This is a genomic window from Paenibacillus sp. B1-35 (genome assembly GCF_050474385.1).
GTDB classification, from domain to species: domain Bacteria; phylum Bacillota; class Bacilli; order Paenibacillales; family Paenibacillaceae; genus Paenibacillus_B; species Paenibacillus_B alvei.
Window position 1 is genome coordinate 1,622,464 of sequence record NZ_JBCHVJ010000001.1, and the last position, 23,261, is coordinate 1,645,724.

The 23,261-nt window shown below is 42.1% G+C and carries 24 protein-coding genes; 13 read left to right on the top strand and 11 right to left on the bottom strand.

What is annotated here, in order from left to right; translation table 11 throughout:
• The first annotated feature begins 252 nt into the window (after window positions 1-252).
• The 5 genes from ACQ5BJ_RS06990 to ACQ5BJ_RS07010 all read left to right on the top strand — a co-directional run bounded on the left by ACQ5BJ_RS06990 (window position 253) and on the right by ACQ5BJ_RS07010 (window position 4,629).
• Window positions 253-834: a TetR/AcrR family transcriptional regulator gene (locus ACQ5BJ_RS06990; RefSeq protein WP_005546334.1), complete on the top strand. Its 582-nt coding sequence runs from the start codon at window positions 253-255 to the stop codon at window positions 832-834.
• Window positions 835-944: 110 nt separating this feature from the next.
• Window positions 945-1,769: a transporter substrate-binding domain-containing protein gene (locus ACQ5BJ_RS06995; protein ID WP_430109262.1), complete on the top strand. Its 825-nt coding sequence runs from the start codon at window positions 945-947 to the stop codon at window positions 1,767-1,769.
• 23 nt (window positions 1,770-1,792) lie between these two features.
• Window positions 1,793-2,437: an amino acid ABC transporter permease gene (locus tag ACQ5BJ_RS07000; RefSeq protein ID WP_163979681.1), complete on the top strand. Its 645-nt coding sequence runs from the start codon at window positions 1,793-1,795 to the stop codon at window positions 2,435-2,437.
• Window positions 2,438-2,452: 15 nt separating this feature from the next.
• The gene (locus tag ACQ5BJ_RS07005) at window positions 2,453-3,247 is read left to right on the top strand and encodes an amino acid ABC transporter ATP-binding protein (RefSeq protein WP_005546326.1); all 795 of its coding nucleotides are present in this window, start codon (window positions 2,453-2,455) and stop codon (window positions 3,245-3,247) included.
• Between the two features lie 167 nt (window positions 3,248-3,414).
• On the top strand, window positions 3,415-4,629 hold the full coding sequence (locus tag ACQ5BJ_RS07010) for a M24 family metallopeptidase (RefSeq protein WP_430109266.1): 1,215 nt from the start codon (window positions 3,415-3,417) through the stop codon (window positions 4,627-4,629).
• A gap of 145 nt (window positions 4,630-4,774) precedes the next feature.
• Here the strand turns inward: ACQ5BJ_RS07010 and ACQ5BJ_RS07015 are convergent, their stop codons facing one another.
• Complete coding sequence (locus tag ACQ5BJ_RS07015; RefSeq protein ID WP_005546320.1) at window positions 4,775-5,179, bottom strand: hypothetical protein; 405 nt, start codon at window positions 5,177-5,179, stop codon at window positions 4,775-4,777.
• 77 nt (window positions 5,180-5,256) lie between these two features.
• Here ACQ5BJ_RS07015 and ACQ5BJ_RS07020 point away from each other — a divergent pair, with 77 nt between their 5' ends.
• Window positions 5,257-5,352, top strand: coding sequence for a hypothetical protein (locus ACQ5BJ_RS07020; protein ID WP_238555825.1), 96 nt, complete (start codon window positions 5,257-5,259; stop codon window positions 5,350-5,352).
• Window positions 5,353-5,438: 86 nt separating this feature from the next.
• Here the strand turns inward: ACQ5BJ_RS07020 and ACQ5BJ_RS07025 are convergent, their stop codons facing one another.
• The 4 genes from ACQ5BJ_RS07025 to ACQ5BJ_RS07040 all read right to left on the bottom strand — a co-directional run bounded on the left by ACQ5BJ_RS07025 (window position 5,439) and on the right by ACQ5BJ_RS07040 (window position 9,774).
• Window positions 5,439-6,035, bottom strand: a complete 597-nt coding sequence (locus ACQ5BJ_RS07025) for a TetR/AcrR family transcriptional regulator (RefSeq protein WP_005546318.1) — start codon at window positions 6,033-6,035, stop codon at window positions 5,439-5,441.
• A gap of 182 nt (window positions 6,036-6,217) precedes the next feature.
• Window positions 6,218-7,435, bottom strand: a complete 1,218-nt coding sequence (locus ACQ5BJ_RS07030) for an epoxide hydrolase family protein (RefSeq protein WP_268619905.1) — start codon at window positions 7,433-7,435, stop codon at window positions 6,218-6,220.
• Window positions 7,436-7,464: 29 nt separating this feature from the next.
• Window positions 7,465-7,911 (bottom strand): nuclear transport factor 2 family protein, encoded by a 447-nt coding sequence (locus ACQ5BJ_RS07035; protein WP_430109271.1) that lies wholly within the window; start codon window positions 7,909-7,911, stop codon window positions 7,465-7,467.
• A gap of 465 nt (window positions 7,912-8,376) precedes the next feature.
• Window positions 8,377-9,774 carry a TraB/GumN family protein gene (locus ACQ5BJ_RS07040; protein ID WP_430109274.1) on the bottom strand — a complete coding sequence of 466 codons (1,398 nt, stop codon included), beginning with the start codon at window positions 9,772-9,774 and terminating at the stop codon, window positions 8,377-8,379.
• Window positions 9,775-10,044: 270 nt separating this feature from the next.
• On the opposite strand from ACQ5BJ_RS07040, the gene ACQ5BJ_RS07045 reads away from it, so the two are divergent.
• Window positions 10,045-10,611, top strand: coding sequence for a GNAT family N-acetyltransferase (locus tag ACQ5BJ_RS07045; RefSeq protein WP_005546309.1), 567 nt, complete (start codon window positions 10,045-10,047; stop codon window positions 10,609-10,611).
• Window positions 10,612-10,783: 172 nt separating this feature from the next.
• Here the strand turns inward: ACQ5BJ_RS07045 and ACQ5BJ_RS07050 are convergent, their stop codons facing one another.
• The 3 genes from ACQ5BJ_RS07050 to ACQ5BJ_RS07060 form a co-directional block, all read right to left on the bottom strand.
• Window positions 10,784-12,109 carry a glycosyl hydrolase family 8 gene (locus ACQ5BJ_RS07050; RefSeq protein ID WP_430109277.1) on the bottom strand — a complete coding sequence of 442 codons (1,326 nt, stop codon included), beginning with the start codon at window positions 12,107-12,109 and terminating at the stop codon, window positions 10,784-10,786.
• Between the two features lie 122 nt (window positions 12,110-12,231).
• The gene (locus tag ACQ5BJ_RS07055; protein ID WP_163979699.1) at window positions 12,232-12,777 is read right to left on the bottom strand and encodes a nucleotidyltransferase family protein; all 546 of its coding nucleotides are present in this window, start codon (window positions 12,775-12,777) and stop codon (window positions 12,232-12,234) included.
• A gap of 29 nt (window positions 12,778-12,806) precedes the next feature.
• Window positions 12,807-13,043 carry a VOC family protein gene (locus ACQ5BJ_RS07060; protein ID WP_338134877.1) on the bottom strand — a complete coding sequence of 79 codons (237 nt, stop codon included), beginning with the start codon at window positions 13,041-13,043 and terminating at the stop codon, window positions 12,807-12,809.
• 650 nt (window positions 13,044-13,693) lie between these two features.
• On the opposite strand from ACQ5BJ_RS07060, the gene ACQ5BJ_RS07065 reads away from it, so the two are divergent.
• The gene (locus ACQ5BJ_RS07065; protein WP_430109281.1) at window positions 13,694-15,529 is read left to right on the top strand and encodes a hypothetical protein; all 1,836 of its coding nucleotides are present in this window, start codon (window positions 13,694-13,696) and stop codon (window positions 15,527-15,529) included.
• A gap of 547 nt (window positions 15,530-16,076) precedes the next feature.
• Here the strand turns inward: ACQ5BJ_RS07065 and ACQ5BJ_RS07070 are convergent.
• Together ACQ5BJ_RS07070 and ACQ5BJ_RS07075 are read right to left on the bottom strand one after the other, a co-directional pair.
• Window positions 16,077-18,047 (bottom strand): hypothetical protein, encoded by a 1,971-nt coding sequence (locus tag ACQ5BJ_RS07070; RefSeq protein WP_430109284.1) that lies wholly within the window; start codon window positions 18,045-18,047, stop codon window positions 16,077-16,079.
• A 196-nt stretch (window positions 18,048-18,243) separates the two neighbouring features.
• Window positions 18,244-18,822, bottom strand: a complete 579-nt coding sequence (locus ACQ5BJ_RS07075; RefSeq protein ID WP_430109287.1) for a hypothetical protein — start codon at window positions 18,820-18,822, stop codon at window positions 18,244-18,246.
• Window positions 18,823-19,667: 845 nt separating this feature from the next.
• On the opposite strand from ACQ5BJ_RS07075, the gene ACQ5BJ_RS07080 reads away from it, so the two are divergent.
• The 5 genes from ACQ5BJ_RS07080 to ACQ5BJ_RS07100 all read left to right on the top strand — a co-directional run bounded on the left by ACQ5BJ_RS07080 (window position 19,668) and on the right by ACQ5BJ_RS07100 (window position 22,453).
• Window positions 19,668-19,784, top strand: coding sequence for a hypothetical protein (locus tag ACQ5BJ_RS07080; protein ID WP_430109464.1), 117 nt, complete (start codon window positions 19,668-19,670; stop codon window positions 19,782-19,784).
• On the top strand, window positions 19,753-20,502 hold the full coding sequence (locus ACQ5BJ_RS07085; protein ID WP_430109290.1) for a hypothetical protein: 750 nt from the start codon (window positions 19,753-19,755) through the stop codon (window positions 20,500-20,502). The genes ACQ5BJ_RS07080 and ACQ5BJ_RS07085 overlap by 32 nt, the downstream gene beginning before the upstream one ends.
• Window positions 20,503-20,735: 233 nt before the next feature.
• Window positions 20,736-21,380, top strand: coding sequence for a hypothetical protein (locus ACQ5BJ_RS07090; protein WP_430109293.1), 645 nt, complete (start codon window positions 20,736-20,738; stop codon window positions 21,378-21,380).
• Window positions 21,381-21,702: 322 nt separating this feature from the next.
• A complete protein-coding gene (locus tag ACQ5BJ_RS07095) occupies window positions 21,703-21,819 on the top strand; it encodes an aspartyl-phosphate phosphatase Spo0E family protein (RefSeq protein ID WP_430109466.1) in 117 nt (38 codons plus the stop codon).
• Window positions 21,820-22,369: 550 nt separating this feature from the next.
• A complete protein-coding gene (locus tag ACQ5BJ_RS07100) occupies window positions 22,370-22,453 on the top strand; it encodes a hypothetical protein (RefSeq protein ID WP_430109469.1) in 84 nt (27 codons plus the stop codon).
• A gap of 404 nt (window positions 22,454-22,857) precedes the next feature.
• On the opposite strand, the gene ACQ5BJ_RS07105 is transcribed toward ACQ5BJ_RS07100, so the two are convergent.
• Complete coding sequence (locus ACQ5BJ_RS07105; RefSeq protein WP_430109296.1) at window positions 22,858-23,154, bottom strand: hypothetical protein; 297 nt, start codon at window positions 23,152-23,154, stop codon at window positions 22,858-22,860.
• Window positions 23,155-23,261 lie beyond the last annotated feature (107 nt).

Genomic DNA, 23,261 nt, shown 5'->3' on the forward strand with positions numbered 1-23,261 from the left:
TAAACAAAATTTATCTTCACCTATTATCCAAAGGCTGGATCAATTCTGTCAATTTCTCCAACTCTTCTTCCTTAAAAACTCTACATTTTCAAATCCTACTATTCCAATCAAAATTAACACTTGACACTGCGCCCATTCAAAAGTATAGTAATCGCATCGGAATTAAAACTGACTGATGAATCAGTTAAGAAAAGGGAGCGATGAACGCTGGCTATCAGATCAAATCAAGAACCGGATAGACGTCAGCAGCTCATGAATGCTGCTCTCTACCTTTTTGCAAACAAAGGATACCATTGTACGAAGATATCCGATGTGGTCAAAGCTGCCGGTGTCTCTCAAGGAACGTTCTATTGGTATTTTCAAAGCAAAGAACAAATCGTTCTCGAGTTAATTGATGAAGGCAAGGAGAAACTAAGCAAAGTCATTGCTCAAGGCTATCGCAAGCATACAGGGACTGTCGATGATATGATAAGCTCCTCGACTCGACTGCTCACCGAGCTATTCACATTCGCTGATCAGAATCGGAATTTGATGGCTCTCCTTCTTATGAAGGGGCAAGGCGCCGATCCTCCCGTTCGAGAAGCTGTATCGCAAGCCTGGATTGCTTTTGAAGCAGCATTCAAGATGAATATACAAAGAGCAATCGAATTGGGAATGCTGCCGCAAAAAGATGATTTGTCGCTCCGCGCCAACATTCTGGTCTGCTTACTTACAGGCGTGTTGTCCAAATGGCTGTTCGGCCCTATGCATGAGGTCGATTACCAGTCTGCCTATTCGCCAGCAGCAATCGCAGAAGCAACTGCCACATTCGAATTTCGGGGACTTCTCGGATAATCCCGATTACGGCTGCCGAAGCCAATATACATGCACGGTTCAACGTGAATATGATCATTTCATTGGAGTTCAAATGGAAACAGCTACAACATCACAAGGAGGCAACAATCATGTCATTCGATTTCAAAAAACTTCTGAAAGCTACTACTCTATTAACGGTTCTCGCGGTGGCACTTGTCGGATGCGGAAGCAAATCGACAACGGATGCGGGCTCCGCTAACACACTGGAACAAATTAAAAAATCTGGAAAAATCAAAATCGGGCTTATGGGCACTTATGCCCCATACAACTTCATTAACGATAAGCGTGAGGTCGACGGCTTCGATGCTGATATTGCCAAGGCAGTCGCGAAACATATCGGAGTAGAGGTCGAGTTCATCACTGGCGAATTCTCCGGATTGATCGAAGGATTGCAAAAGGATAAATACGATGCGCTAGTCAGCCAAGTTACCATTACAGACGATCGCAAGCAGAAGATGGATTTCTCCACTCCTTATGTGAAAAATGCCGTAAATGTCATCGTGAAGAGTGACAATACGTCCATCCAGAAAATTGAAGACTTCAAAGACAAGAAGATCGGTGTCGGTCTTGGAACGAATGATGAGAAATATTTGCGCGATGTTGCAATGCCTAAGGTTGGAAAGTTTGAAATTGCGACTTACAACGATGTCATTACCTCCTTGCAGGATTTGAATGTGGGACGCATCGATGCAACGATTAACAACGTATTTGCGCTCAAGCCGTTGATTGAGAAAAATCATTTCGACGTGAAGGCTGTCGGTGAGCCTATCAAAGAAGATGTAGCCGGTATCGCCATTCGCAAGAACAATCCGGAGCTGCTTGCCGCCATCAACAAAGCATTGGAAGAAATGAAATCGGACGGCACATTCAAAGAAATTTTCAAAAAATGGTTTGATGTAGAGCCTAACATTTAAGCCATTCCGGGAGGGTACAAGAGATGGAACTCGTCATGCAAAACCTAGACTTTTTATTTACAGGCGCATATTACACCCTGCTGATTACGATCGTTTCCATGTTCTTTGGACTCCTCATCGGGTTGGTTGTCGCCGTAGCTCGCTTGAAGGGAAATAAGTTCATCCGCAATGTCGCTAGAATTTATGTGTCTATCATTCGCGGAACGCCGATATTGGTACAGATTTTCATTATTTACTATGGACTACCCGACTTTGGGATTACACTCGGGCCGCTCACAGCGGCCTTTATTTCACTTAGTATCAACATCAGCGCGTACTTGTCCGAAACATTCCGCGGCGCCATCCTTTCCGTATCCAACGGACAGACCGAAGCTGCTTTATCATTAGGCTTATCTCCCTGGCAAACGATGTGGAGAGTTGTGCTTCCGCAGGCGGCGCGCGTAGCGATCCCACCGATGGGCAATACCTTCATCGGCATGCTGAAGGAGACATCTCTCGTCTCGGTCGTTACCGTAACGGAGCTGCTTCGCTCCGCCCAACTGCTTATTGCACAATATTATGTGGCAATGCCATTTTTCATTGCGATTGCCCTCATGTATTGGGTAATGAGTATTGGCTTCTCAGCGATTTTGAACCGTATTGAAATTCGCTTGTCTAAAGCCTATTAAGGACGTGTGATCAACATGATTGAAGTAAACAAACTAAGGAAACGGTTCGGAGATTTGCTTGTGTTCGAAGATATCAATCTGCAAGTTCGATCTGGTGAAATCGTCGTATTGGTCGGGCCTAGCGGTTCGGGAAAAAGTACATTGCTGCGCTGCCTGAACGGACTGGAGGTTCCAGACTCCGGTTCCATTCAAGTCGGTAGTGCCGAATGGAATACCGCAATGGATGCTGCTTCTAAAAAGAAAGCCGTTCAGCAAATTCGCACGTTAACAGGCATGGTGTTCCAATCGTTCAACCTGTTTCCGCATATGACCGTGTTGGACAATGTTATCATGGCCCCAACAATCGTCAAAAAGCTGTCCAAAGAGGAAGCGATTAAGATTGGGGAAACGTTGCTTGCCAAGGTAGGACTGCTGCATAAAAAGGATGAGTATCCTTCTAGGCTGTCCGGGGGTCAGCAGCAGCGTGTTGCAATTGCACGGGCACTTGCGATGCAGCCTGAAATTATGCTCTTCGATGAACCGACATCCGCGCTCGATCCGGAACTCACGGGCGAAGTGCTTGCGGTAATGAAGCAGCTCGCTGCGGAAGGCATGACTATGATCGTCGTAACGCACGAGATGAAATTCGCCCAAGAAGTTGCCAATCGCGTCATTTTCATGAGTGACGGCAAAATTCAAGAGGAAAGCGCGCCTGAGCAGTTTTTCAATCAACCTAAGACAGAGCGCGCCCGCAAGTTTTTGCGGCAGCTCGCAAATGATCCAGACACGATCACGCAGGAAATAAAGACGCCCGAAGCGGAAGTAAAGTAAGAGCAGTAGAAATGAAAATATCAATGGAATACCAATTGCAAAACCATTTGCAGCAACAATGGCACAGAAATGGACATGGATATGGAGATGCAACCGAAATGCTATTCCATTAAAATTCGAAGGGGATTGGAATTGAATATCGAACTTTCATCAAAGGAGAGACTGTCATGATGAACGACAAAGCAGAGCATCTGAAGCATGTCACCGAGCGTGCACGACAAATCATGGAACGTGAACAGATAGACGCCATCGTGGCATCTGGCTGCGAGAACTTCTACTATTTATCCGGCCATCCGAGCACGTTCATGTACACCTTGCGTATGAGCGAAGTCGCACTAGCCGTCATGTTCCGTGATTCGTCGCGCCGCACGGTCATCATCATGAACGAATTTGAAGCCGCAGGCGTTCCAGAGGACTTGCCCCAATGCGAGCTCCGAACATACCCAACCTGGGTCGACGTCGATGATCCGCTTGGATTGCGTGGTGATAAATATGAAGGGAAACGCCCAGTGAATCATCAGGTTCAGGAGATGTTTGGATTGCTCCATGAGGTGCTCGCTGAGTATGGAGTAAGCAGTGGAAAGGTTGCCGTGGAGCTGAACGCCATGAAGTACGGAGCTGTACGCGCCTTGCAAGACGCTTTGCCCCATGTCGAGCTATCAGAGGCAAGCCCAATTTTGACCGAACTGCGTGCACAGAAAACGCCATGGGAAGTGGAACAGCTCCGCAAGAGCTGCACCTACGCCGAAATTGGCATAACCGAGGCGATAAAAGGAATCTCCGTCGGAAGCTCTGCTTTTGATATCGCAGATGCGTTCCGTCTTGCCCTGCTGACTCATGCAAATGGAGCAAATTCCCGCTTCCATATGATATCTGTTGGGGATCATTTCGCCCCTGCACATATTTTCGATACACGGCCTGGACAAGCTGGTGAAGTGATCAAGTTTGATGTCGGTGTCGACGTCAACGGATACGGCTCAGACATCGCTCGCACATTTGTGCTCGGTTCCCCTTCCGATACGGTACAGCGTATCTACAACGCGCTGCGGACTGGACATGATCATCTGCTCGAGATCATTGAGCCGGGGATGCCAATGAAGCATGCCTTTAACGAAGCAATGTCTGTCATCCGCCGTTCCGGCCTTCCGACTTATAATCGTGGACATTTGGGCCACAGTGCAGGATTAAGCTTAGCTGCAGAGGAAGCTCCATTCCTCAGTCCATCCGAGGACACAGAATTTCAGCCGGGCATGGTTATCTGCTTGGAGACACCCTACTACGGATATGGCATCGGATCGATTATGATCGAGGATATGGTGCTGATTACTGACAACGGAATGGAACGATTAAATTCGTTGTCACGGGATTTGATTTCACTTTAGCTTTACTTTTCATAATAGAACTCTATCATGTGACATAAAAGTCAGAAAGATGACCGAAACCAGCTTTCTGACTTTGTTTTACTTTATCTAACAATGTCTTCATTAGCGCTCAAACTGATACATACTCTCGACTTCATTTTCTATTCTATATGTTTCTATTTGCCACTGAAGCCAACACCTTACGAATAACATCCACCACCAGCTGCGGTTCATCATCAATTACCATATGCCCGCTCTTCGCTGCTACTATCAGTTTGCTGTTCGATGAAATGTTCAACATTCGCCGCTGACCTTTCTGCCAAATCTCCTTTAGTTTCTTTGCTGCTTCTTCCCAAATGCCCGTACTTGAATAAGGATGCGGAATACCTCGTGGAATCACTCTTACCGGCATATCTCCCAGCTTTTGCCCCCGAACCGCATTTTCCACACTGTCAATCAGCTTTGCTTCTTCCGCAACGGCATCGAAGTAGCTTGGCTTTGCAATCACATTCATAAATTGGGAACGCTTTTCCTCTGCAACCATCCCCTCCAGCAGGGAATCTTGAAACAATCTGAGCACTCCTGAATTCTTGATTAGCCCGAGTCGAGAAGCTATATGCGCTGCTGGATGGGCTTGCCCTCCATCTCATCCTTCATCCGCAGCGCCTACAAGCCGAGCGTGTTGAACGTATTCTGGGAGAGCATCTTCAGTCATTGTGCATTAGTCAAGAAAATGAGATCTAAATACGGATGACAATCCCGATCACATAGCTGTAAATGAGAACAGACCAATGTCCGCCTTCTATGGGGGACGATCGGTCTGTTTTTTATTATATGAAAGTTTGCCCCTGGCGGCTCACTGCGTTCCAGCAAGCGAGAATCGCTTTATCCACAATATCATCTGTTAGCTCAATCAAATTTTGCTGATTAGCCTTTAAGAGATAAACAATGGATCCATAGTGCATCTGCACCATTATTTGAGGCTCCAATTGAACGAATAGGCCTTCCTCGACTGCCTTTTGATACATCTTCTCTAGTGGGCCGCACCAGCCGTCCTTGTAAGCTTCCAGCTTAGACTGCTCGTAAATATAAGGAGAGAATGAATACTGCTCAATAAAACGAAACCCCTTCGGATACTTATTGCCCAGCTCGATCAAGTTGCGCCAAGCATTACGAAACTGCTTCTGAATAGAATCAGTCTCGTTTATGTTCTTCGTTACGAACTCTCCGTTAAATCGCACGATCGCCTTGTACAGTTCATTAATGATATCTTCCTTGCTGCTGAAATAGTGATAAATGTTTCCAGTAGAAACACCTGAATTCTTAGCGATCAGCGACATGGACGTAGCCTGCAGTTCCCTGTCGATGATCAGATCCAGAGTTGTCTCAAGGACGGCCTGCTGCACATTGTTATATTGCTCGAACATGCTTACTACCTCCTTTCGCACATTCTCAAAAATCGAACAATCAATCTAAACATAATACACCATTTGACGTTCTTTTGCGATCACAGAATGTCCGAGAAAACAAAGTTTCAAAATGCCGTCGCTGATCCCACTTAACTATCGTTTTTTTCGTTAGTCATTCTTCCAAATTTTCTTCTGAGATGTTATCTAAGTTTTTTAAATGTTCCACGAATATCCTCAATAATGGCGTCTGGGTTTTCCCATCCCGTGAAGTGCCCCCCTCTTTCATGGGCTTTCAAGTAAATCGGGTTATACCATTTTGCGTCTGGGCTGTCGAGAAACGCTTGAACGCGAGTTTCGGTAGTCGTACCTGGGATATTTTCGCCTCCAAGGAAAGTGATACCCATAGGCGCTTCAACGATCGGTGTGCGATCATGGGATGGCGTCCATGGATAACGATTCATATTTGTATACATCCGAATTGTCATCTCAATGCTGTTGCTGAACCAGAAAATCGATGCCATAGTCAGAAGCTCATCCTTGGTGTACTTGGCTTCGATGTTGTAGCCCGTATCGTCGCCCCACTTCAACCAGCGAGTCATGATCCAAGCAAGAAGTCCGACCGGAGAGTCGTTCAGCCCATAGGAGATAGTCGCAGAGTCAAGCATGTGAACGGCCACATGAGATACATAAGTGCGTTGGAAGTGAAGAATTCCTTCACGAATGTCATCAGGTGCGCCAGCCGGCACTTTAAATCCGTCGGTTAGATCCCATGGGCGTTCGCCTTGGAAGAGATTGAGCAGAATCGCATGACCCAAATGAATGCCATAAAGAGAATCCGCATATTTGTGACCAAGTTGACCTGTAATCAGCGCGCCATAGTCGGAACCACTGGCTGCATATTTTTTATGGCCTAATACCTCCGTCATGAGTTTATGGAAAAGATCTGCAATCTTCCAAAAGTTCATATCTGGTTTTGTAAGCGGCGTAGAGAACCCAAAGCCAGGGAGCGAAGGAATATAAACATCAAATGCATCTTCAGGATCTCCGCCGTATGCAGAAGGATCTGCCAATGGGCCAATGACTTTGCTCCAGTGCCAGAATGTCCAAGGCCAGCCATGGCTAATAATTAGCGGAATTGGATTTGGTCCCTTACCAGGCTTATGCATAAAGTGAATAGGTACGCCATCTATCTCTACTTTATAGTGATCAAAAGCGTTAATCTGCGCTTCTGCTTTGCGCCAGTCGAATTGACTAGCCCAGTAGTCAACCAATTCACTCATATATTTAGCATCGATACCATAGTATCGGTCTTCATTTCCTGGATTGCTGATGAATCGAGTATCCTTCAAGCGTCTTTTGAGATCAGCAATTTGTTCGTCCGATACATGAATGTTCATTTTATATTGTACAAGTGACATAATAGTCATCCCTCCGTTAATTTACTCATCTATTTGATGAATTCCATTTTAACTCTAGTAATTTTTAAGGACTGAATGAACCATTTGCCATCGACCTTCTCGTACGTATCGTGATAATGGCCATAGCCGCGGATCAATGAAAACTCCGAGCCCTCTGGAAACATAATGTTGTCTTCCATTGACCACACCGCCTTCGCAGTAGTTGACGATGTAAAGTCAAACTCACGAGAGAAGATGTGATGAATCGGTTGTGCCGCTCCAACGTTGTCATTAATAGCGTGTTGAATTTCTTGTTGACCTTTCATTCTGACAAGCAAGTTATCTTTTGCATCATAGGCTTCAAAAGTAGCTTCTGTAGTAAACAATTTTGCAAGTTCTGACCACTTTTTCTCATCTGCATACCTGAACATAACGAGCCTTAAGATTGCTAATCTCTTCAATTGCGACAAGCTTTTGGATGTCGTCCATTTTTCCACTCCCTTTGTACTTCACAAAAGTATATTCAACTGATTAGACTGAATATTCATTCTAAAAACAGAACAATCTCGCTGCCGTAAACGTTCCCGCTGTCGCCGGTAAGATAAAGTAAGCCAAGCTTGGTTTTACTATAAAAAAATAAATTAGATTGAATGATCGTTCTAATCTTAAAGTATACTTTGCTTTCGCGGTCAATATTCCGCTGAATTCCAATAATGAAGATCATGATTGATTCCAATTGATTTAAGAAAGAGATATCTCCTTTCCCATGAAATAGATCGAATGTTCATTCTAATCATACATCGGAATTTTCTGCCAGTCAATAGGTCTAATAACTCCCAAATATGATCGTGATATTACGATATTTGGAAATATAGACCGTTTTCGAATAGATTAAAGAAATAAGACTGATCCCCCGCCACCATGTTCAGCAGCATAAGGATCAGCCTCTTTTTTCAACTATTCTATTTCACGAACTCTACTTGGTAGCCTTTCGCCTTCAACTGATCAACGACCATATCTTGAACCACGTAATGAGCTGCGCCTACAACGACAAAGTGCGTTGAGGATCCTTCTTTATCAAGCAACTCCATCAGCTTCTTCGCCATGTTCTTGTCGCGTTCGCCTAACAAGCGTTTTGCCGAATCCGTTGTCATCTTTTCTTTCGAGCTTGTGAAGGATTGCTTGAACTTATCCAGATCAGCCTTCACCCACAGCTTCTGCCAAGATTGTAACAACTCCATGGACTCATCCGGCTTACCTGTTGGCGTCAAAACTTGATCCAATGCTTCATTCAATTCCTTCTCTTGTGTTGCAGCTGGAACCTTATTGAAGATATCGGCTTGAAACTTTAAGCCTTCCAGCTCATGAATTGGCTTGCCAGCGAGCAATGCCGAATTCGTGAAGTAGGAATCAATGCCGAGCGCAGCAGCTTGCGCCATCTCTTCTTGAGAGCCTGTCATGCCTGCAAGCGCAAGGTTAGTCGTTATTGCCCATGGCTTGAAGCCGTCAAAGACTTCCTTCGGCAGCTGCATTTTCTCCAACACCTTTTGCAGCTTCGCATAGGTTTCCTTCGAGACGTGATCCTTCAATGTCGTACCGTCTGTATACGCCATCGATTGCGTGAAGTAGTCCATATCTTTGTTGCCTAGCAGATCGACTTCAACCCACAGGGAATCTGCCTGCTTGAAAGCATCGCGTACACTCTTCTTTATCGGATACATTTCAGGAGAGCCGACATGAATCGATCCGAGCAAGTAAAGCGTATTTTGTCCTTTTGTTGCCTTCCAGAGAAGCCCCTTCGCTCCACCGTCAACGGCATCGTAGGTGTATTCTACAAGACGACTTGCCATAACAACTGCTTGTTCAACCGTACTTGGCTTGTCCAGATCAAGTCCTTTGCCCGTTCCGTTTACAATCCCTTTTTTCTGGAGGAAAGCAATTGGCTCATCCGTTCCAATTTGAATGGATTCCGGCAAGTCATATTGAGTCAGTACACCGTATACCGCATTGATTACCGATTCTCTTGTAATGACTTTTTCAGTCGCGGGTACTGTGAACGTATTTTTTTTCTTTAATTCCAGTGCATCCAGCTTCGCAGATGTTGCTTTCATAAGTGCTTGGAACTTGTCTGCTGATATCGGCTGTTGAAAAGTACCGTCTGTATACCATGTCAGTGGGAAAATCCCGTACTTTTCCCCCTCATTCAGTACGTTAATTGACCAAGAGCTTACACTTACTTGCGGAGCATCGACAGGAGCCTGAGTCGCTTGTGCTGGAATAACAAACCCGAGCATGGCGACTAAAGCAACGAGACCGCTGGCCAGACTACGTTTTAACACATTCCATTTGCTAGTCTTCACCAAGATTCCCCTCTCTATAGAAGATATGTATATCCTCAAACCCTACCGATTATAGCGCTTAACCTATTGAAAGGCAAGGTTATCCTATGTATTTGTAAATATATGATGATATGTTCCTGTATAGAAAAATCGTTATCAATTATGCTCAGAATCAAAAGCAGCATATGTGCCTTAGCACAGATGCCTAAATGAATCATGTCATACTCCCTTGGGTTGTGCTAAAATCATGAAAAAATAACTTTGACACCATGAATAGAAAGGGGAGCGTGTATGAACCAGAGTTTTTACATTCGCATGGCAGTTGAATCTGATGCGCAGGAGCTGTTACACATCTACGCCCCGTATGTGACGGATACGGCTATCACCTTTGAGTACACCGTGCCAACTGTCCAAGAATTTGCCAATCGAATTCAGAATACACTGCAAAGATATCCCTATCTCGTCATTGTTCAAAACGAGCAAATTTGCGGATATGCATATGCTTCTGTCTTTAAAGGCCGTGCTGCATATGACTGGTCAGTTGAAACAAGCGTGTATCTGCGGCAGGATTGTCGCGGGGGTGGACTGGGCAAGGCGCTGTATTATGCTTTAGAGGAAGCTTTAAAGCGGCAAAATGTGATCAATGTGAACGCATGTATATCCTATCCAAGTACACCGAATGAATATTTGGACACCGCCAGCGAAAAATTTCACAGCCATTTGGGCTATAAGAAGGTGGCCCATTTCACCAAATGCGCGTACAAATTTAACCAATGGTACGATATGATTTGGATGGAGAAAATGTTAAGGGATCACGCAGACAAGCCCGAACCGTTCATTCCAATTACCGAGCTGTAACGATGTCTATAGAGCACTTGAAATAAGTGCATCCGACTCTTTTTACTCTGTTAATAATCGTTTTAACTACTTACTCATTACACTAGCAGACCGAAGGTTCAAAAAATAGCGGCAGTCAAAGACTTTATTTCCAGTCAAAGACTACCGCTATTTTATTGTTGCAATTCTTTCCCTAAGGTCTCCACCAGTTTCCGGACACTGTAATTAAGCTCAGAAGTCGGATGCTATTCGAAAAATACGTATTGCTGTTCGTCGATTTTGAAGTCGTATTCGACCACAACGCGTTCAGCCAAGCTTGGTTGTTATTGTCGATCATCGCGCTCACTGCGAATGGAGTTGCAAATGTCAAATCATAGTAGGAGTTAATTTGATTCCCGTTAAGTCGGTAGCCTGCCTTGATTTTTGCTGGATCGCTCCCTGTCTTTCCCTTTATCCAGTTATTCAATTGGGTCAGCTGTGCTTTTGCCCTTGAATCTCCGGTAAGTATATAGTCCGTAGCAATGCGCCAAGGTGTGCGGCTGGCATTGTAGTAGTAATAGCCGTCTTTATCTGTTTCCAAATACTCGCCAACAGCCGGCTTGTAACCACTTGATTCCTTCGTTGCAAAGTCAGGCAATAAACCTGTAGAGCCAGCGTAACCCGTATATAACTGCTGAATGATAGAGTAGGTCTGATTCAATACCGTATCCCAACGTCCATCTCCTGTCGCTGCACGGAAAGCACGCAAATGGTTCAGCATATAATCGGATGGCCGTGTGCCCTTGCCCCATTTTGAACTGGAGTCTGAAGCCCAATCCCCCAGCTTCAAATGCCATGCCGATTGGTTCACTTCACTCGCCATAATGGCATTAATAATTTGAACGGCGGCAGATTTATAATTAATACTGCCTGAGCTGCCCCACTGCTTATCGGCAAGCAGCAATCCATATGCGATATCCATATCCCCGTCCGTAGCACCATTGACTCCCGCATCCTCGTTACTGACAATCGCAGATCCGTTGTCCTTCTGCTGCCAAGCCATGAGCTGCGCATTAATTTCGCTCGGATGAGCCTTATAGAAACGATAGAGACCATCAAAATAGGTTTGTGCGTTGCTATCGTATCCTGCCATAATGGCCGTAATGAGCATGCCATACCCGTTCGCTTCGCTTGTCGTCACCACCTGAGGGTCATCATCCGATTCCTGATTCAAATTATAGTGGACAAAGTATTGGTTGCTGACATACGGATTCTTCTTTAAATACCGCCCCTTCCATTCGTCATACAGCCTTCTAACCTCGTTGTCCATCTCGGCTTGATCCACATTGTTCGGCTTAATGACACCTGATACATAGGTAGTATGCTGTGGAAATGGACGAAGCGGAGATGCGGCAGCAACTGCAGTCGTTGACGCATCCCCATCCGGCTCATTGCTTGCAGCAGTTGGCTGAACGAATAAAGCCTGCAAAGAACCGAAAATAAGAGTCAAACATAACAGCCATTTTACTTGATTACGCACAGACACGACTCCTTCCAATGGTATTCCAACGATTACATCGTTTTCACTTTAACCTATGTTCAGAAGCCAATGTCTCATGATGAATTTACAAAACATTAACATTACATTCCATAACCATTCAATTATTCTATAATCGTAAGAAGCGGCCACTGATCCTTCCACTTCTTACTCCTAACGCGTTCTACGTAATAGCTGTGATTCGGGAACTGTGAACATCTTCTTACGACGAGCTGAAATAAATCATCTAATCCATACGGTGCACAAATATCCAATTGATCGTTTTCATCCAATCGAGCGCCGACGGCTGTCGCCGTTTCCGGCCAGTGATACAGTGCATCCCATGTGGATGTATAGGGCTCTACCCCATTATGAGTGTGCATTCTCGCTTGATTTTTGACTGACCATTTCTCATTGCCCGTCTGCTGAATCAGCGCCTGCTCCAGAAGAATATCCCGTTCCTCGGATGCATCATCGCGATCAAAATAGACAACATCAATATCACTATGTCTGCTGCGATTATCGTAGCCATGGAGCCTGTCCCACACGTAGTTGCGAATGTAACCCGCCGCAATATAGCATTGCGGCAGTTGTAACTCCTGAACGATACGCAAATCACGCATGAACGCTTCATGCTCACGCAAGTGTTGCTTCAACTGTTGTTCTAGCATTCTTTATTAACCCTCATTTCCATTGGAATCTATGATTGCTTCATTCCAACCGCGATCCATCTTCCGTCTACATCCTCGAATACAAATTCTCGATTGTTATAGTCGGTTGTTATAAGTGGACGCACAATCTTAACGCCTCTTGCGGTAAGCTCATCCAGCATTCCCTGCTGATCCGTCGTAATAAAGTATCCATCGTATCCATATCCATGGAGCAATCGATTCGGCTTGAAGTTTTCTGGCTCGCCCTTTGTCAACACAATTTCCATCGCATCTCGGTACAAGCATACATGCGGTTCTGCAGATTCTAATTAATAGACCGAGCGGAACCCTAGATTCTCATAGTACTCAGCTGTACGATGTAAATCTGGTGTAGGAAACATTTGAAGGCAGCAAGCAAATGATGCGGATGTTGTCATTTCACTCCTCTTCCCTTCCATGTCATCTAACAATTTGTGAACAGCCTATCTGTAACTTCAACGATCCGTTATCGTTATGATCACCGTCAACCAAGTTTATAGCATATCAAGGTCATGGACTCTAGCAATCACTCTTATTCTCATGAATTTCAGTTGCTTTCCATTGCTGTTCAAGACTTGAAGTCAACTGAATCACCCTACTCTCTAGTGCTGGATCGTTATACCTACATCATCACATACATACGTAACAGAACATCATTATTATCCAAAATTTTCATCAATGTGACAATATCATTTATTTTTTTCACCGGAGCTTATGGGTAGGCCGTCCCTATCGTGCATGATTAAAAACCGTTCGAGCGTCATACAGAATTATGCAATTCGTGGGATACACAGGAATGATGATCCAATCAATAATCATAATAGAGGCTATCCACACCGCTTGCTTCGACAGCAATCATCAAGCATCATGCAATAATTCATGGAGAGAGGTGCGTCATTTGTTCAACACATGTACACGCTTGATAGCCGCGTGCGTTGCCGGAATCATGCTAACACTCGGGTTACAGGGCACGATGAGTCCAGCATCTGCCGAGCCATCGCAACCGCGGGCTGCAGTGGAATGGTTTAGGGATTATGGAAGCAGTTCCAGAGGGGAAGCGGTCATCCCTACCTCCGATGGCGGTTATTTGACGGTAGGAAGCATTACGGAGAAGAAAATGATCGGGCAAGATAGTTGGTCATATGTCGTTAAGGCTTATATCATTAAAACGGATGTAGAAGGACAGCCGCTATGGGAGCAGAAGCTAGATCATTATTCGTCCGAGAATGCCGCGTACCGGGCGATAGAGACTAGGGACGGAGGATATTTAGTAGTCGGCACCTACAAGTTATATGACGGCAAACCGTTAGACAAGCTATATCTCATTCGGCTGGATGCGTCCGGACAAGTACTGTGGCACAAGGCTGTTGATGATGGACAATTCCACCACACTCCGGTAGCTATTATGGAAACGGATGACGGCAGCTTTATGATTGCCGGGAGAGGGATGTTCTCTGCCATTGCCTACGAAAAGGGCTACATCCTGAAGGTGGATCGCAACGGAGAAAAGTTATGGTATCGAGATTATCGCTTTATCGGCAGCGAATTCTTTGCCGATATGATCCCCGCCAGTGACGGAGGTTATATTGTAGTTGGCGGCATAGGCTATCCGGATTATGAGTCTGGCGATGAGGACGCCATGCTTATGATGAAGCTTAATGAGCAGGGCGACATCGTATGGTCACGGCCGTTCCAAGAACCAAATACGAAACGGCGTGCCTTTTCGATCATCTCTTCCGATGACGGAGGTTATCTGATAGGCAATCGTAAAAAAACGAAGCAGGGTGAAGTCACCATTCTCACCAAGACGGACGTAAACGGTCAGCCGGAGTGGGAAAAAACATATACAGCCCCGAGCCCGGAATCGTTCAGAAGCTTGGTGCGGACGAAAGACGGGTATGCCCTGCTCGGTACAGGCACGTTAAGCGAGAGCTCGGACAGGAAATGGGAATATGCGATAGTCACGTTTGACGTAAACGGCGAGTTGACAAGCCGCGAAGTGCTCCCAGGCCCGCCGCTGAGCGACGTTGGCAAGGCAGCGATAGCTTGCGACGGCGGGTTTATTTTTACCGGAACCGTGAAACGAGGAGAGGTATGGAAGCTTCAGCTCATGAAGCTGGCACCTTTCGAGAACACCCCTCCTACAGAACAGACATTGGCAAGCATTTCTTTCATGGAGAAAGAGATGCAAGTAAAATCAGGCACCAGCATGCCGACTGTACTGCAAGCCGTGTACGGTAATGGAATGGTCAGCGATATATCAGGCGCAGCCGTATATAGATCGGATGATTCCCGTATTGCCGACGTCGACGCATCGGGTAGAGTCACGGGTCATGAGCCTGGAGTCACTTATATTGGAGCCTCTTATGGAGGACTCAATGCCAGCTTGAAAGTAACCGTGCTGCCAGAGGATTGGCTTGAGCCTGAACCTGCCCGCGGATACCTCCGGTTGGATTCGAACGACTACTCAATAAGTGTCGGCTCCATGATCGATGTAAGGGTCATACTTTACGACTATTCCGTACATAAAGAAATAGACGTGACCAAGGAAGCAACTTTCCGAAGCGCCAATCCGGACATTCTCGAATGTGATGATGAGGGGAACCTGATTGGCCGACAGGCGGGATTCACGAAGATCCATGCTGCCTATAGAGGACTCCAAGCGACGTCCAACGTTCAGGTGCTTCGGGCATCCGTTCCACAAGAAGTGGAACAGCCGGAGCTAGATTTGTAATCAGCCGTAATTCGTATAATCTTTGTTTCAAGTAAGGGCTTAGCTAGAGCACAGAGTTCGGAACTAAAAAATACTTTTCTACCTTACTCCATTCACTCCAATATCGAATACCGTGCTCTAGCTTCATCCTTGTCGGATGCGGCGCGCATACTACGAATTTTCTACAAAATAGTTGAATCTGAAATTTCTTCATTAAGCTTATCTTTCCTGCGCTGGAAGTTCCCTTTACGAATATAATCTGTCCTTTTTATATACCTCTCCTCTTATCCATGATAATAATGAACTAGCGTAATCTTTCAATTTCTTCAAGCATATATGCCGTATAATTCAAGAGCATGTTCCCGTTAAGTTTCAGGTTCTCTAATTCATTTCGATACTTGGCAAGGCACTGTGCGATTAAGTTACGCTTGGCAAATGATGAAGAGCCCATTCACCTGCTTACTCATCAGTTCTCTCTTCAATAAAGTCAATATCTTGTCTGTTGAAACTACTTCTCCCTAAAAACTTTAGGTAGACTAGGGGCTTGGCCCCCGTTACGATTACTATGTTATGTGATGTTGGGGCCTTCTTTGAATAACTTTCTTGCAGCTCCTAGTTCTTTTCTTGTACAAAAATCATCATTTATTTTTATAACTGCTAGAATAAATAACCTCAAAAAAATTAAATAGTTCTCATTATGAATCCCTTCATCATCCGCTATATTAGGTTGAGTATGACTGTATTTGTTTCTTAAATCTAATCCGTTATTAAACTGTGATTTATTTAGAGTGTAATTAATGTAATCTACTTCCTGTCTAGAAAAAAGAGAACTTTCAAACTCAATGACATTTCTTCTTTCTAAACCATCTATTAGTTTGCGCTTATATTCCGAACATTTCCAATAACATACTACCTCATTCATATAAAAATCATATAGTAGTAATACTAGATGCTCATCTTTAAAAACAATGTAACCATCTTCATCAATCTTTAAATACTCATGTTCGATAAGCCATTCAACTTTCGTTACATTATAATCCTCAATCTCACTTAGTATTAATTTTTCCTCAGTCAGTAACTCAAAAAAGTTAGTATATGATTTATCTGATTTTTCGTAGTACCCTAAACTACTTTGATCTGAAAAAAATAGATACATCAGATAGTTAAACTCATCTCCTAAACCATAGACATATTTTTTGTTTACAAGAGATGGAATATTTCTATAAATAAGATGTTCAGAACGAATTTCGAGTAATTCAAAATCAATATGCCCCTCTTCAACAAATAGAATGAATTGCTTAAGTACTGATTCTAAGGCAGGCATAATATTGGTGCATTTCTCTAAAAAGAGAGAGTTTGTAGAAGGCATTTTTACTTTGAAGTTATGTGCATCAAACTCTGCCAGTAGATACTCTTCGAAAAACCATTCGATAACTTCTTCTAATCTAATACCAATACTAAAAAGCTGGTGATAATAACCTGACATTTGGAGTAATGATAAAATATTCTTCCGTTCGAATGCACAACCAATTGTATAAGCATTTTGGGATGAAGTGAAAATATACCGTTCAAACACCCCCATTTCACTTATTTTATTGACCAACATACTCCTCATTTGCAAATCAACAAATTCAAATAAATAAATAAAGTTGTTAAGTAAAGTTGGAAAATCTGAGTTTTCTTCAATCCATTTCGAACTATATGATGCAGATATGATTTGGCCTTCGAATGTCAACTTTACTTCTTCATCTTGTTTTTTTGAAAAACTAACACTTGTCTCAATTGGCATGCCGGCGTTCTCTTCAAAATAATGCTTTTCAAGTTCTTCTGCTTTTCTCTTAGCTTTCAATAAAGTTTTGGCTGAGATTTCAAGTTTATCTTTACTGCTCTGTATACTAGCAATAAGTCGAACATAATTCAGATTGGGTTCTTCACTGTCTAGATAATTTGTGATAATTGTTTCTTTGTTTGAATTAGTTAGTTCTTTTGGAAAATACATAGGTTGTGGTTCTCGAAGATGCTTTAATTCATATTTATCCAACAGTAATTCTGCAGATGAGGAATCATATAACATTTTATCTCTTATTATTTCACCATAGTGATTTGTGATATTTTTGCATTTTAATAATTCACGTAATAATACATTGGTTGTACTCAAAAACTCCTGAAAATAATCGAATGTAACATTTTCGTATGCTTTGAATTTATCTATAAGCTCCCAGAAATCATCCTTATAAATTCTTTCGATTTCATTATACGTTCTTAATAAGTTATCATTATTAATTGTTTTGATGAATCTAGCAACTATACCAAAATGTTTGCTAATTATCGTTTCTAAATTTGTGATAATATCGGCTGTCCAATCAACAAGATAAACTTTATTATCAAAATATTTTTTAATATTGTAAAGTTCAATCATATCATTGATACCCTGTACTTCTCTCCTATTATCATCATATTCATGTAATAATGCTTTGCACTTACGTAAATTCCTTCCATTAAGCAAATCATTAATTGAATAATATTTTATCCTATTCATTTTGACTCCTTATCAATGAATATTAATGTTTATGATATTGCCCCAGTTCCACATAACTGCCTTATATCTTATGAACCCAAGAGACTTAAAGGAGCGTTAGCTCGACTGCTTTGCTCGTATGGCTGTTCGATAAATCAGCTTCTCTGCCTAACTCCTCTTGCGTACCAAGGACGGAGCTCGCAGTATAGATACTATGTTAAAGATACTTATCAATATCATTGATAAACAGCTTCAAAATATCTCCTTTTTTATGCTTTTTATTTTTATGTCCTGTATCTCTCCGAATTGCATACAATAGTTCTTCCATTTGAAACATGTTTTCCATTGCATCCGACTTATCATTAATACTCATCATTCTATATTTAGACCAATGAAGGACAACATCATCCGAACCCCATACTAACAACTTTTGGGTAAATGCACTCATGAATTTTAGCATTTCCTGCTCTGTGAGTGGTTCTCCTTCAAGTTTTTTATTCATAAGAATTTTAAACAGAAATTCAACAAACTCCTCATACATTGGAATTTTTTTATTCCTATGCTCTTGCTCTATTGCTCGCTTTTTTTCATAATACTTTGCAACAACCACTGATAGTACTGATACTACAATTGTCGCAGAAGCAGCAATTAGTGCTGCAGCAACCTCTTTTTGAAGTCCTTTAAACACGGAAAAGAGTAAAGATATCAAATACCAAAGTATACCAAATGAAAGTAATATAATAAATAATGCAATAACTAACTGTGTTTTAGTACTTGTTGGTTGCTTATTTTTCATTTTAAGTACCTCTCTTTTTTTGATATATATATGGAGGGTATTTCACATAACGGTTATTTACGAACTTCGCAAATCCCCACCACCTATTATCTATCGGCAAAGAAATTATTTCCACGCAATATATGCCAATTTGTCACTTATCCTTCTTATCAATCTACTATTCGTCATTTTAGATTTTTCAATAAGACCCTATGCTTACTTCAACACAAAAAGACACGCTAGTGGGATATTCCTTTGCATACTAGCCTGTCCAGGCTTCAAACTCAGAAGGACTAATATTCAGTTTTATTTCCTCTAGAGCATACATCCACATCATTTCATCTTTATTGATATCTCCTTTAATTTCGTTTTAAAATCCTCACTGATCTTAATTTTATTTTTTCTCATCTTAAGCCTTCTTTCATATAAATCATTAATTCCGCCAGAATACAGAGGGCTTGTTGTTCTCCCGTGCTCATCTTTTTCATTAACAATAACTGTTTATCCCTCTTAATAGGTTAACAGTAACTTTTGACAATCATGAATATTGTGTATACCTAAAATCATGTTGCCTCATTGATAATCGCGGAGAAATGAAGCTCAGGCCTATTCAACATCCGAAACAAAAGAGTGAGAATTATCTTCCTCCGTTTCTTATCTTTGCTTCTAATGCCTTCCTACAATTTACACAACCTTCATGACATAGTAAAATATTGGCGATCAATTAAAAGGAGGAGGGCTGATATTGGAAGTTGCGGTCATCAAAACAATCGGGGAACTTATCCAAGACACCAGACGTGCATCAAACATAACATTAACACAATTATCAGAGCTATCCGGCATTCCCAAAGGGGACAATATCACGAATTGAAAACGGCGAAGTAAAACGACCGCAATTCTCGACCATACACCCGTTGGCAAAGGCGTTGAATATCCTCTTAGAAACACTGATTGATTATTACGTGGAAATCGAGAGAAGATGAGCGAAATGATTTTAGTAAATTGAAGGAAACCTACTATAGCGGGAAGTATATTCTTCATTATGCTGTTTTCTTACCCCATCAAGAACGGATCGAGCTGTACTACAAATTAGGCATCCACTCTCTTAATCTAAGACTTTATTCAGAAAGTATCGACCACAGCAAAAAAGTATTAGAATATGGCGAAAGCTCCTATAAAGTAAATGCACTTGGCGTCCTCAGAGACGCACATTTTGCTCTTGGGGAGTATGACAAGTCGGAGCTTTACTCGTTGCAGTACCAGCAATTTGACTATCCGCACATTCGAGAAAATGTTATTCTTATGGAGGCGTTTATCAACTCCAAAAAGGGTAATATTGAACAATCAATAAATCAACTCCTTTTATTCTTGAAGTCGTGCAGTAATGATTCTGTAATTTCTGCTACCAACCAGCTACTCCGTTTGTACTTACAGCAAAATAATCTCGAAGGTGCTAAAAATATATTAGAAGGTAGCACAATAAACCCATCCATTTTAAACACGAGTAACCCTTTAATCCTTTCTAGGTATGCTGATTTCCTTCAAATCAAAGGAGAATATTATTTAGCTGTCGGCGATTATGAAGCATGTATTAATCATATGGTGGAAGGAGCTTCTTACTACTCAAAACTGAACGCTAAAGTTAAAGAAAAGCTTTGTCGGATAATCAAAACGGCATTCACCCATGGTGATATATTATAATCGCGCTAGAAACACCTTAAAGGTGCTTTTTCTTTTATTTTCCGTTTCTTTTTCATCTATTTTCTGGAATAACTGAAACGTGTTATATATTCGCCATGTGAGGTACTCTTTAAATCACCTTAAAAATAGATGATGTATCATTACATAAGTGATGCGCATACAATTTATCGTGATGCAGAGTCCGCCCCATGTTAAAGAGTAACTTCGCCAAAAAATTCCGGGAGGCGAGTTGCTTGAAGAAGAAATGGATTGTATCCCTATTAAGTGTAAGCATGGCATTCTCGATGTTCGCACCAATGGCATTGGCGGCATCAGTGCCAGAACAGCATGAGGAGGCACAGAAACAAGGTCACATGCTTCAAATCGGTAAGGATGAGTTTAGCAAAAAAGTACTTAATACCGTATCAGTCATGGATCGCTACATCACGGTCAGCAAAGACCAATTCGTCATTGATCCTGCTGCGAAGAATTTCGTAGGTGCAGACATCTATGAGCATTACAAAAAAGGAATCGATAGCCTTAATGCAGAAGTTCGTCAAGGATCAATTGTGATCCAAAACGGGCAAGTGAGCGTACCAGAGAGATACTCAACTAATGCATTCAGCAATACTTACTGGTGGGGAGTAGCAATCACTTTTAGCGACTCGGAGACAAAAACACACGCTCTTGCAATGCGTCAATCGGGTAATACCACCTCATTCATTGCCGCTATCGCTGCTTTTATTCCAGGAGGTTGGCTTGCTGCTGTAACTGGTGCCGCTTGGGGATGGGCTGCAAATTCCATCGCGAATGATTTTGAATATTACAACCGTGGGAACGGAGCAACGCTCAACATTCATTGGTTGCCAGTGATCTATTATGAGGTCACTTCCAACTAGTTAGTATTAACATAGAGGAGGGAGTTATGGAACTCAGTCAATTTGAAACGTTTTTAACTACCATTTCTTTTCTTACTCTATACGTTCTATTAGCCGTATTTGCCATTCACTTCATCTTTAGAAAGAACCTCGTAGTTAGAAACTTTGTTTACTTAGGGTTTTTGGCAATCGGGCTATTGGTGTCGTATTACAACACGATTTTCAAGGGTGGAAATAGCTGGTTTCAATCAATTCTCTTTACAGTTGTGTTTATTGGGCTTGTTAGGCAGCAATTAATCTACAAGAAGAAAATGAACAAATAGATAATCTACGGAACAAATTAATCGAAGTTGTAAAAGAGAAACAAAAATTCACTGACGAAAAGGTTGTACGAATAAGCCAGCAATTAGATGAACTCATTGTAAAGCAACAAACTATGAGGTTTCGGAAACGCAAATAGTATAAGTATGTAAACGCTTATTAGACAGAATAACTCCTTATATTTCTAAAGACTTACAATGATCTCTCTGCCCTTCCTGCAACAAAAAATCTTCTTGAATTATACTTACAACAAAACAACCTCGAAGACGAAAAGACTTTGCTTGAAAACATTAAGATAGACTCAACAATCATAGGCAGAGGAAATCCTTTTATTTTTTTAGGATACGCTACCTACAGATCAAAGGCGAATTTTATTTAACTTTAGGCAATTATGGAACATGTGTTACCTATATGATGGAAGCAGCCTTGAACTTCTCCAAAGTCAATGCCTGAATACCGTTGTGCGTATCCATTTAGAGCATAGCGTATCCCCTCAGTCTATATTTGAAAAATTGAACACTTTTCATTTTTCGACATGATATTGAAGCGGAATTTTCTTACATATATTACTGGAACGTGCATTATTCTCATGGAGAGATGGTTGTACGTGAGGTGAGTGTTATAGATTCATTGGAGGATAAAATTAATGGGCTTAGGAAGAAGTTAATCGAGATTTTCGAGACGAAGAGGTGATACGGATCAGCCAAGAACTAGATTTATACATTGTAGAAATGCAATCGCGTCAGGGAAAAGGAAGACTAAATGAACCTTAAGACCCAATACTCATCCAACATGTCATTTAAAAAAGCCGACAGCCTTTCCCAAAACTGTTGTCATTAAAACAGAGGACAAATATCACAAATGCCCGCCGTCAACCAAATAGCATTGTAGCACATCAGTGCAGTAACATAAAACTCCGAACTTTGTTCTGGTTGACTCGGCACTTTTTGATTTCAAGTTCGTATTTAAGTGTTACTGCACAGGTACAGCTTTCCTAGCTGAAACCCATATATTATGTATATTCTATCACATACTATTAAATAAATGTCATATTTTGCACCAAAGTCTTTGACTTTCCCTGACCTTACTAGCAACTCTCTCTGATGTAATGATGTGATTGGTTGGACATCTTACAGAGAAATAAAAATAGACCGTCAAAATGGACGGTCTACCCTGATTAGATGACTCTATAATACCATGTCCAGTAATGAACGCCATTCTTATATCCGTAAATAACAGCATCTCCATAGTTAAGAGCCGTAACCCAACCTTCTGGAGATAGTGATACTACTGATGATCCAGATACTAGTTCATAACTGTCACAAAAACCAACCATAGTTGAGTGACCTTTTGGCAAATCTTTGTATGTCACTCCTGCTGCTTCAACAGATGTTGCAGGTGTTAAGGTGATTCCAACAATTGTGCTCAAAGCCAGTGATGTGCAAAGAAGAATTTTATGAAATGATTTTTTCAAAAAAATAACCTCCTTTTACTAGTATCCGTGCAATATCACTTTAACATATTACGATAAGTAAATCAATGGTATTAATTCAAATAATTAGGTGTCGTTAGTCTGCTCAT

Coding starts and splice junctions, on each gene's coding strand:
- ACQ5BJ_RS07060 (WP_338134877.1), bottom strand. CDS start 13,043: ATGGAAATTGTGTTGACAAAGGGCGAGCCAGAAAACTTCAAGCCGAAT.
- ACQ5BJ_RS06995 (WP_430109262.1), top strand. CDS start 945: ATGTCATTCGATTTCAAAAAACTTCTGAAAGCTACTACTCTATTAACG.
- ACQ5BJ_RS07075 (WP_430109287.1), bottom strand. CDS start 18,822: ATGAAAAATAAGCAACCAACAAGTACTAAAACACAGTTAGTTATTGCA.
- ACQ5BJ_RS07005 (WP_005546326.1), top strand. CDS start 2,453: ATGATTGAAGTAAACAAACTAAGGAAACGGTTCGGAGATTTGCTTGTG.
- ACQ5BJ_RS07070 (WP_430109284.1), bottom strand. CDS start 18,047: ATGAATAGGATAAAATATTATTCAATTAATGATTTGCTTAATGGAAGG.
- ACQ5BJ_RS07000 (WP_163979681.1), top strand. CDS start 1,793: ATGGAACTCGTCATGCAAAACCTAGACTTTTTATTTACAGGCGCATAT.
- ACQ5BJ_RS07010 (WP_430109266.1), top strand. CDS start 3,415: ATGATGAACGACAAAGCAGAGCATCTGAAGCATGTCACCGAGCGTGCA.
- ACQ5BJ_RS07055 (WP_163979699.1), bottom strand. CDS start 12,777: ATGCTAGAACAACAGTTGAAGCAACACTTGCGTGAGCATGAAGCGTTC.
- ACQ5BJ_RS06990 (WP_005546334.1), top strand. CDS start 253: ATGAATGCTGCTCTCTACCTTTTTGCAAACAAAGGATACCATTGTACG.
- ACQ5BJ_RS07030 (WP_268619905.1), bottom strand. CDS start 7,435: ATGTCACTTGTACAATATAAAATGAACATTCATGTATCGGACGAACAA.
- ACQ5BJ_RS07025 (WP_005546318.1), bottom strand. CDS start 6,035: ATGTTCGAGCAATATAACAATGTGCAGCAGGCCGTCCTTGAGACAACT.
- ACQ5BJ_RS07045 (WP_005546309.1), top strand. CDS start 10,045: ATGAACCAGAGTTTTTACATTCGCATGGCAGTTGAATCTGATGCGCAG.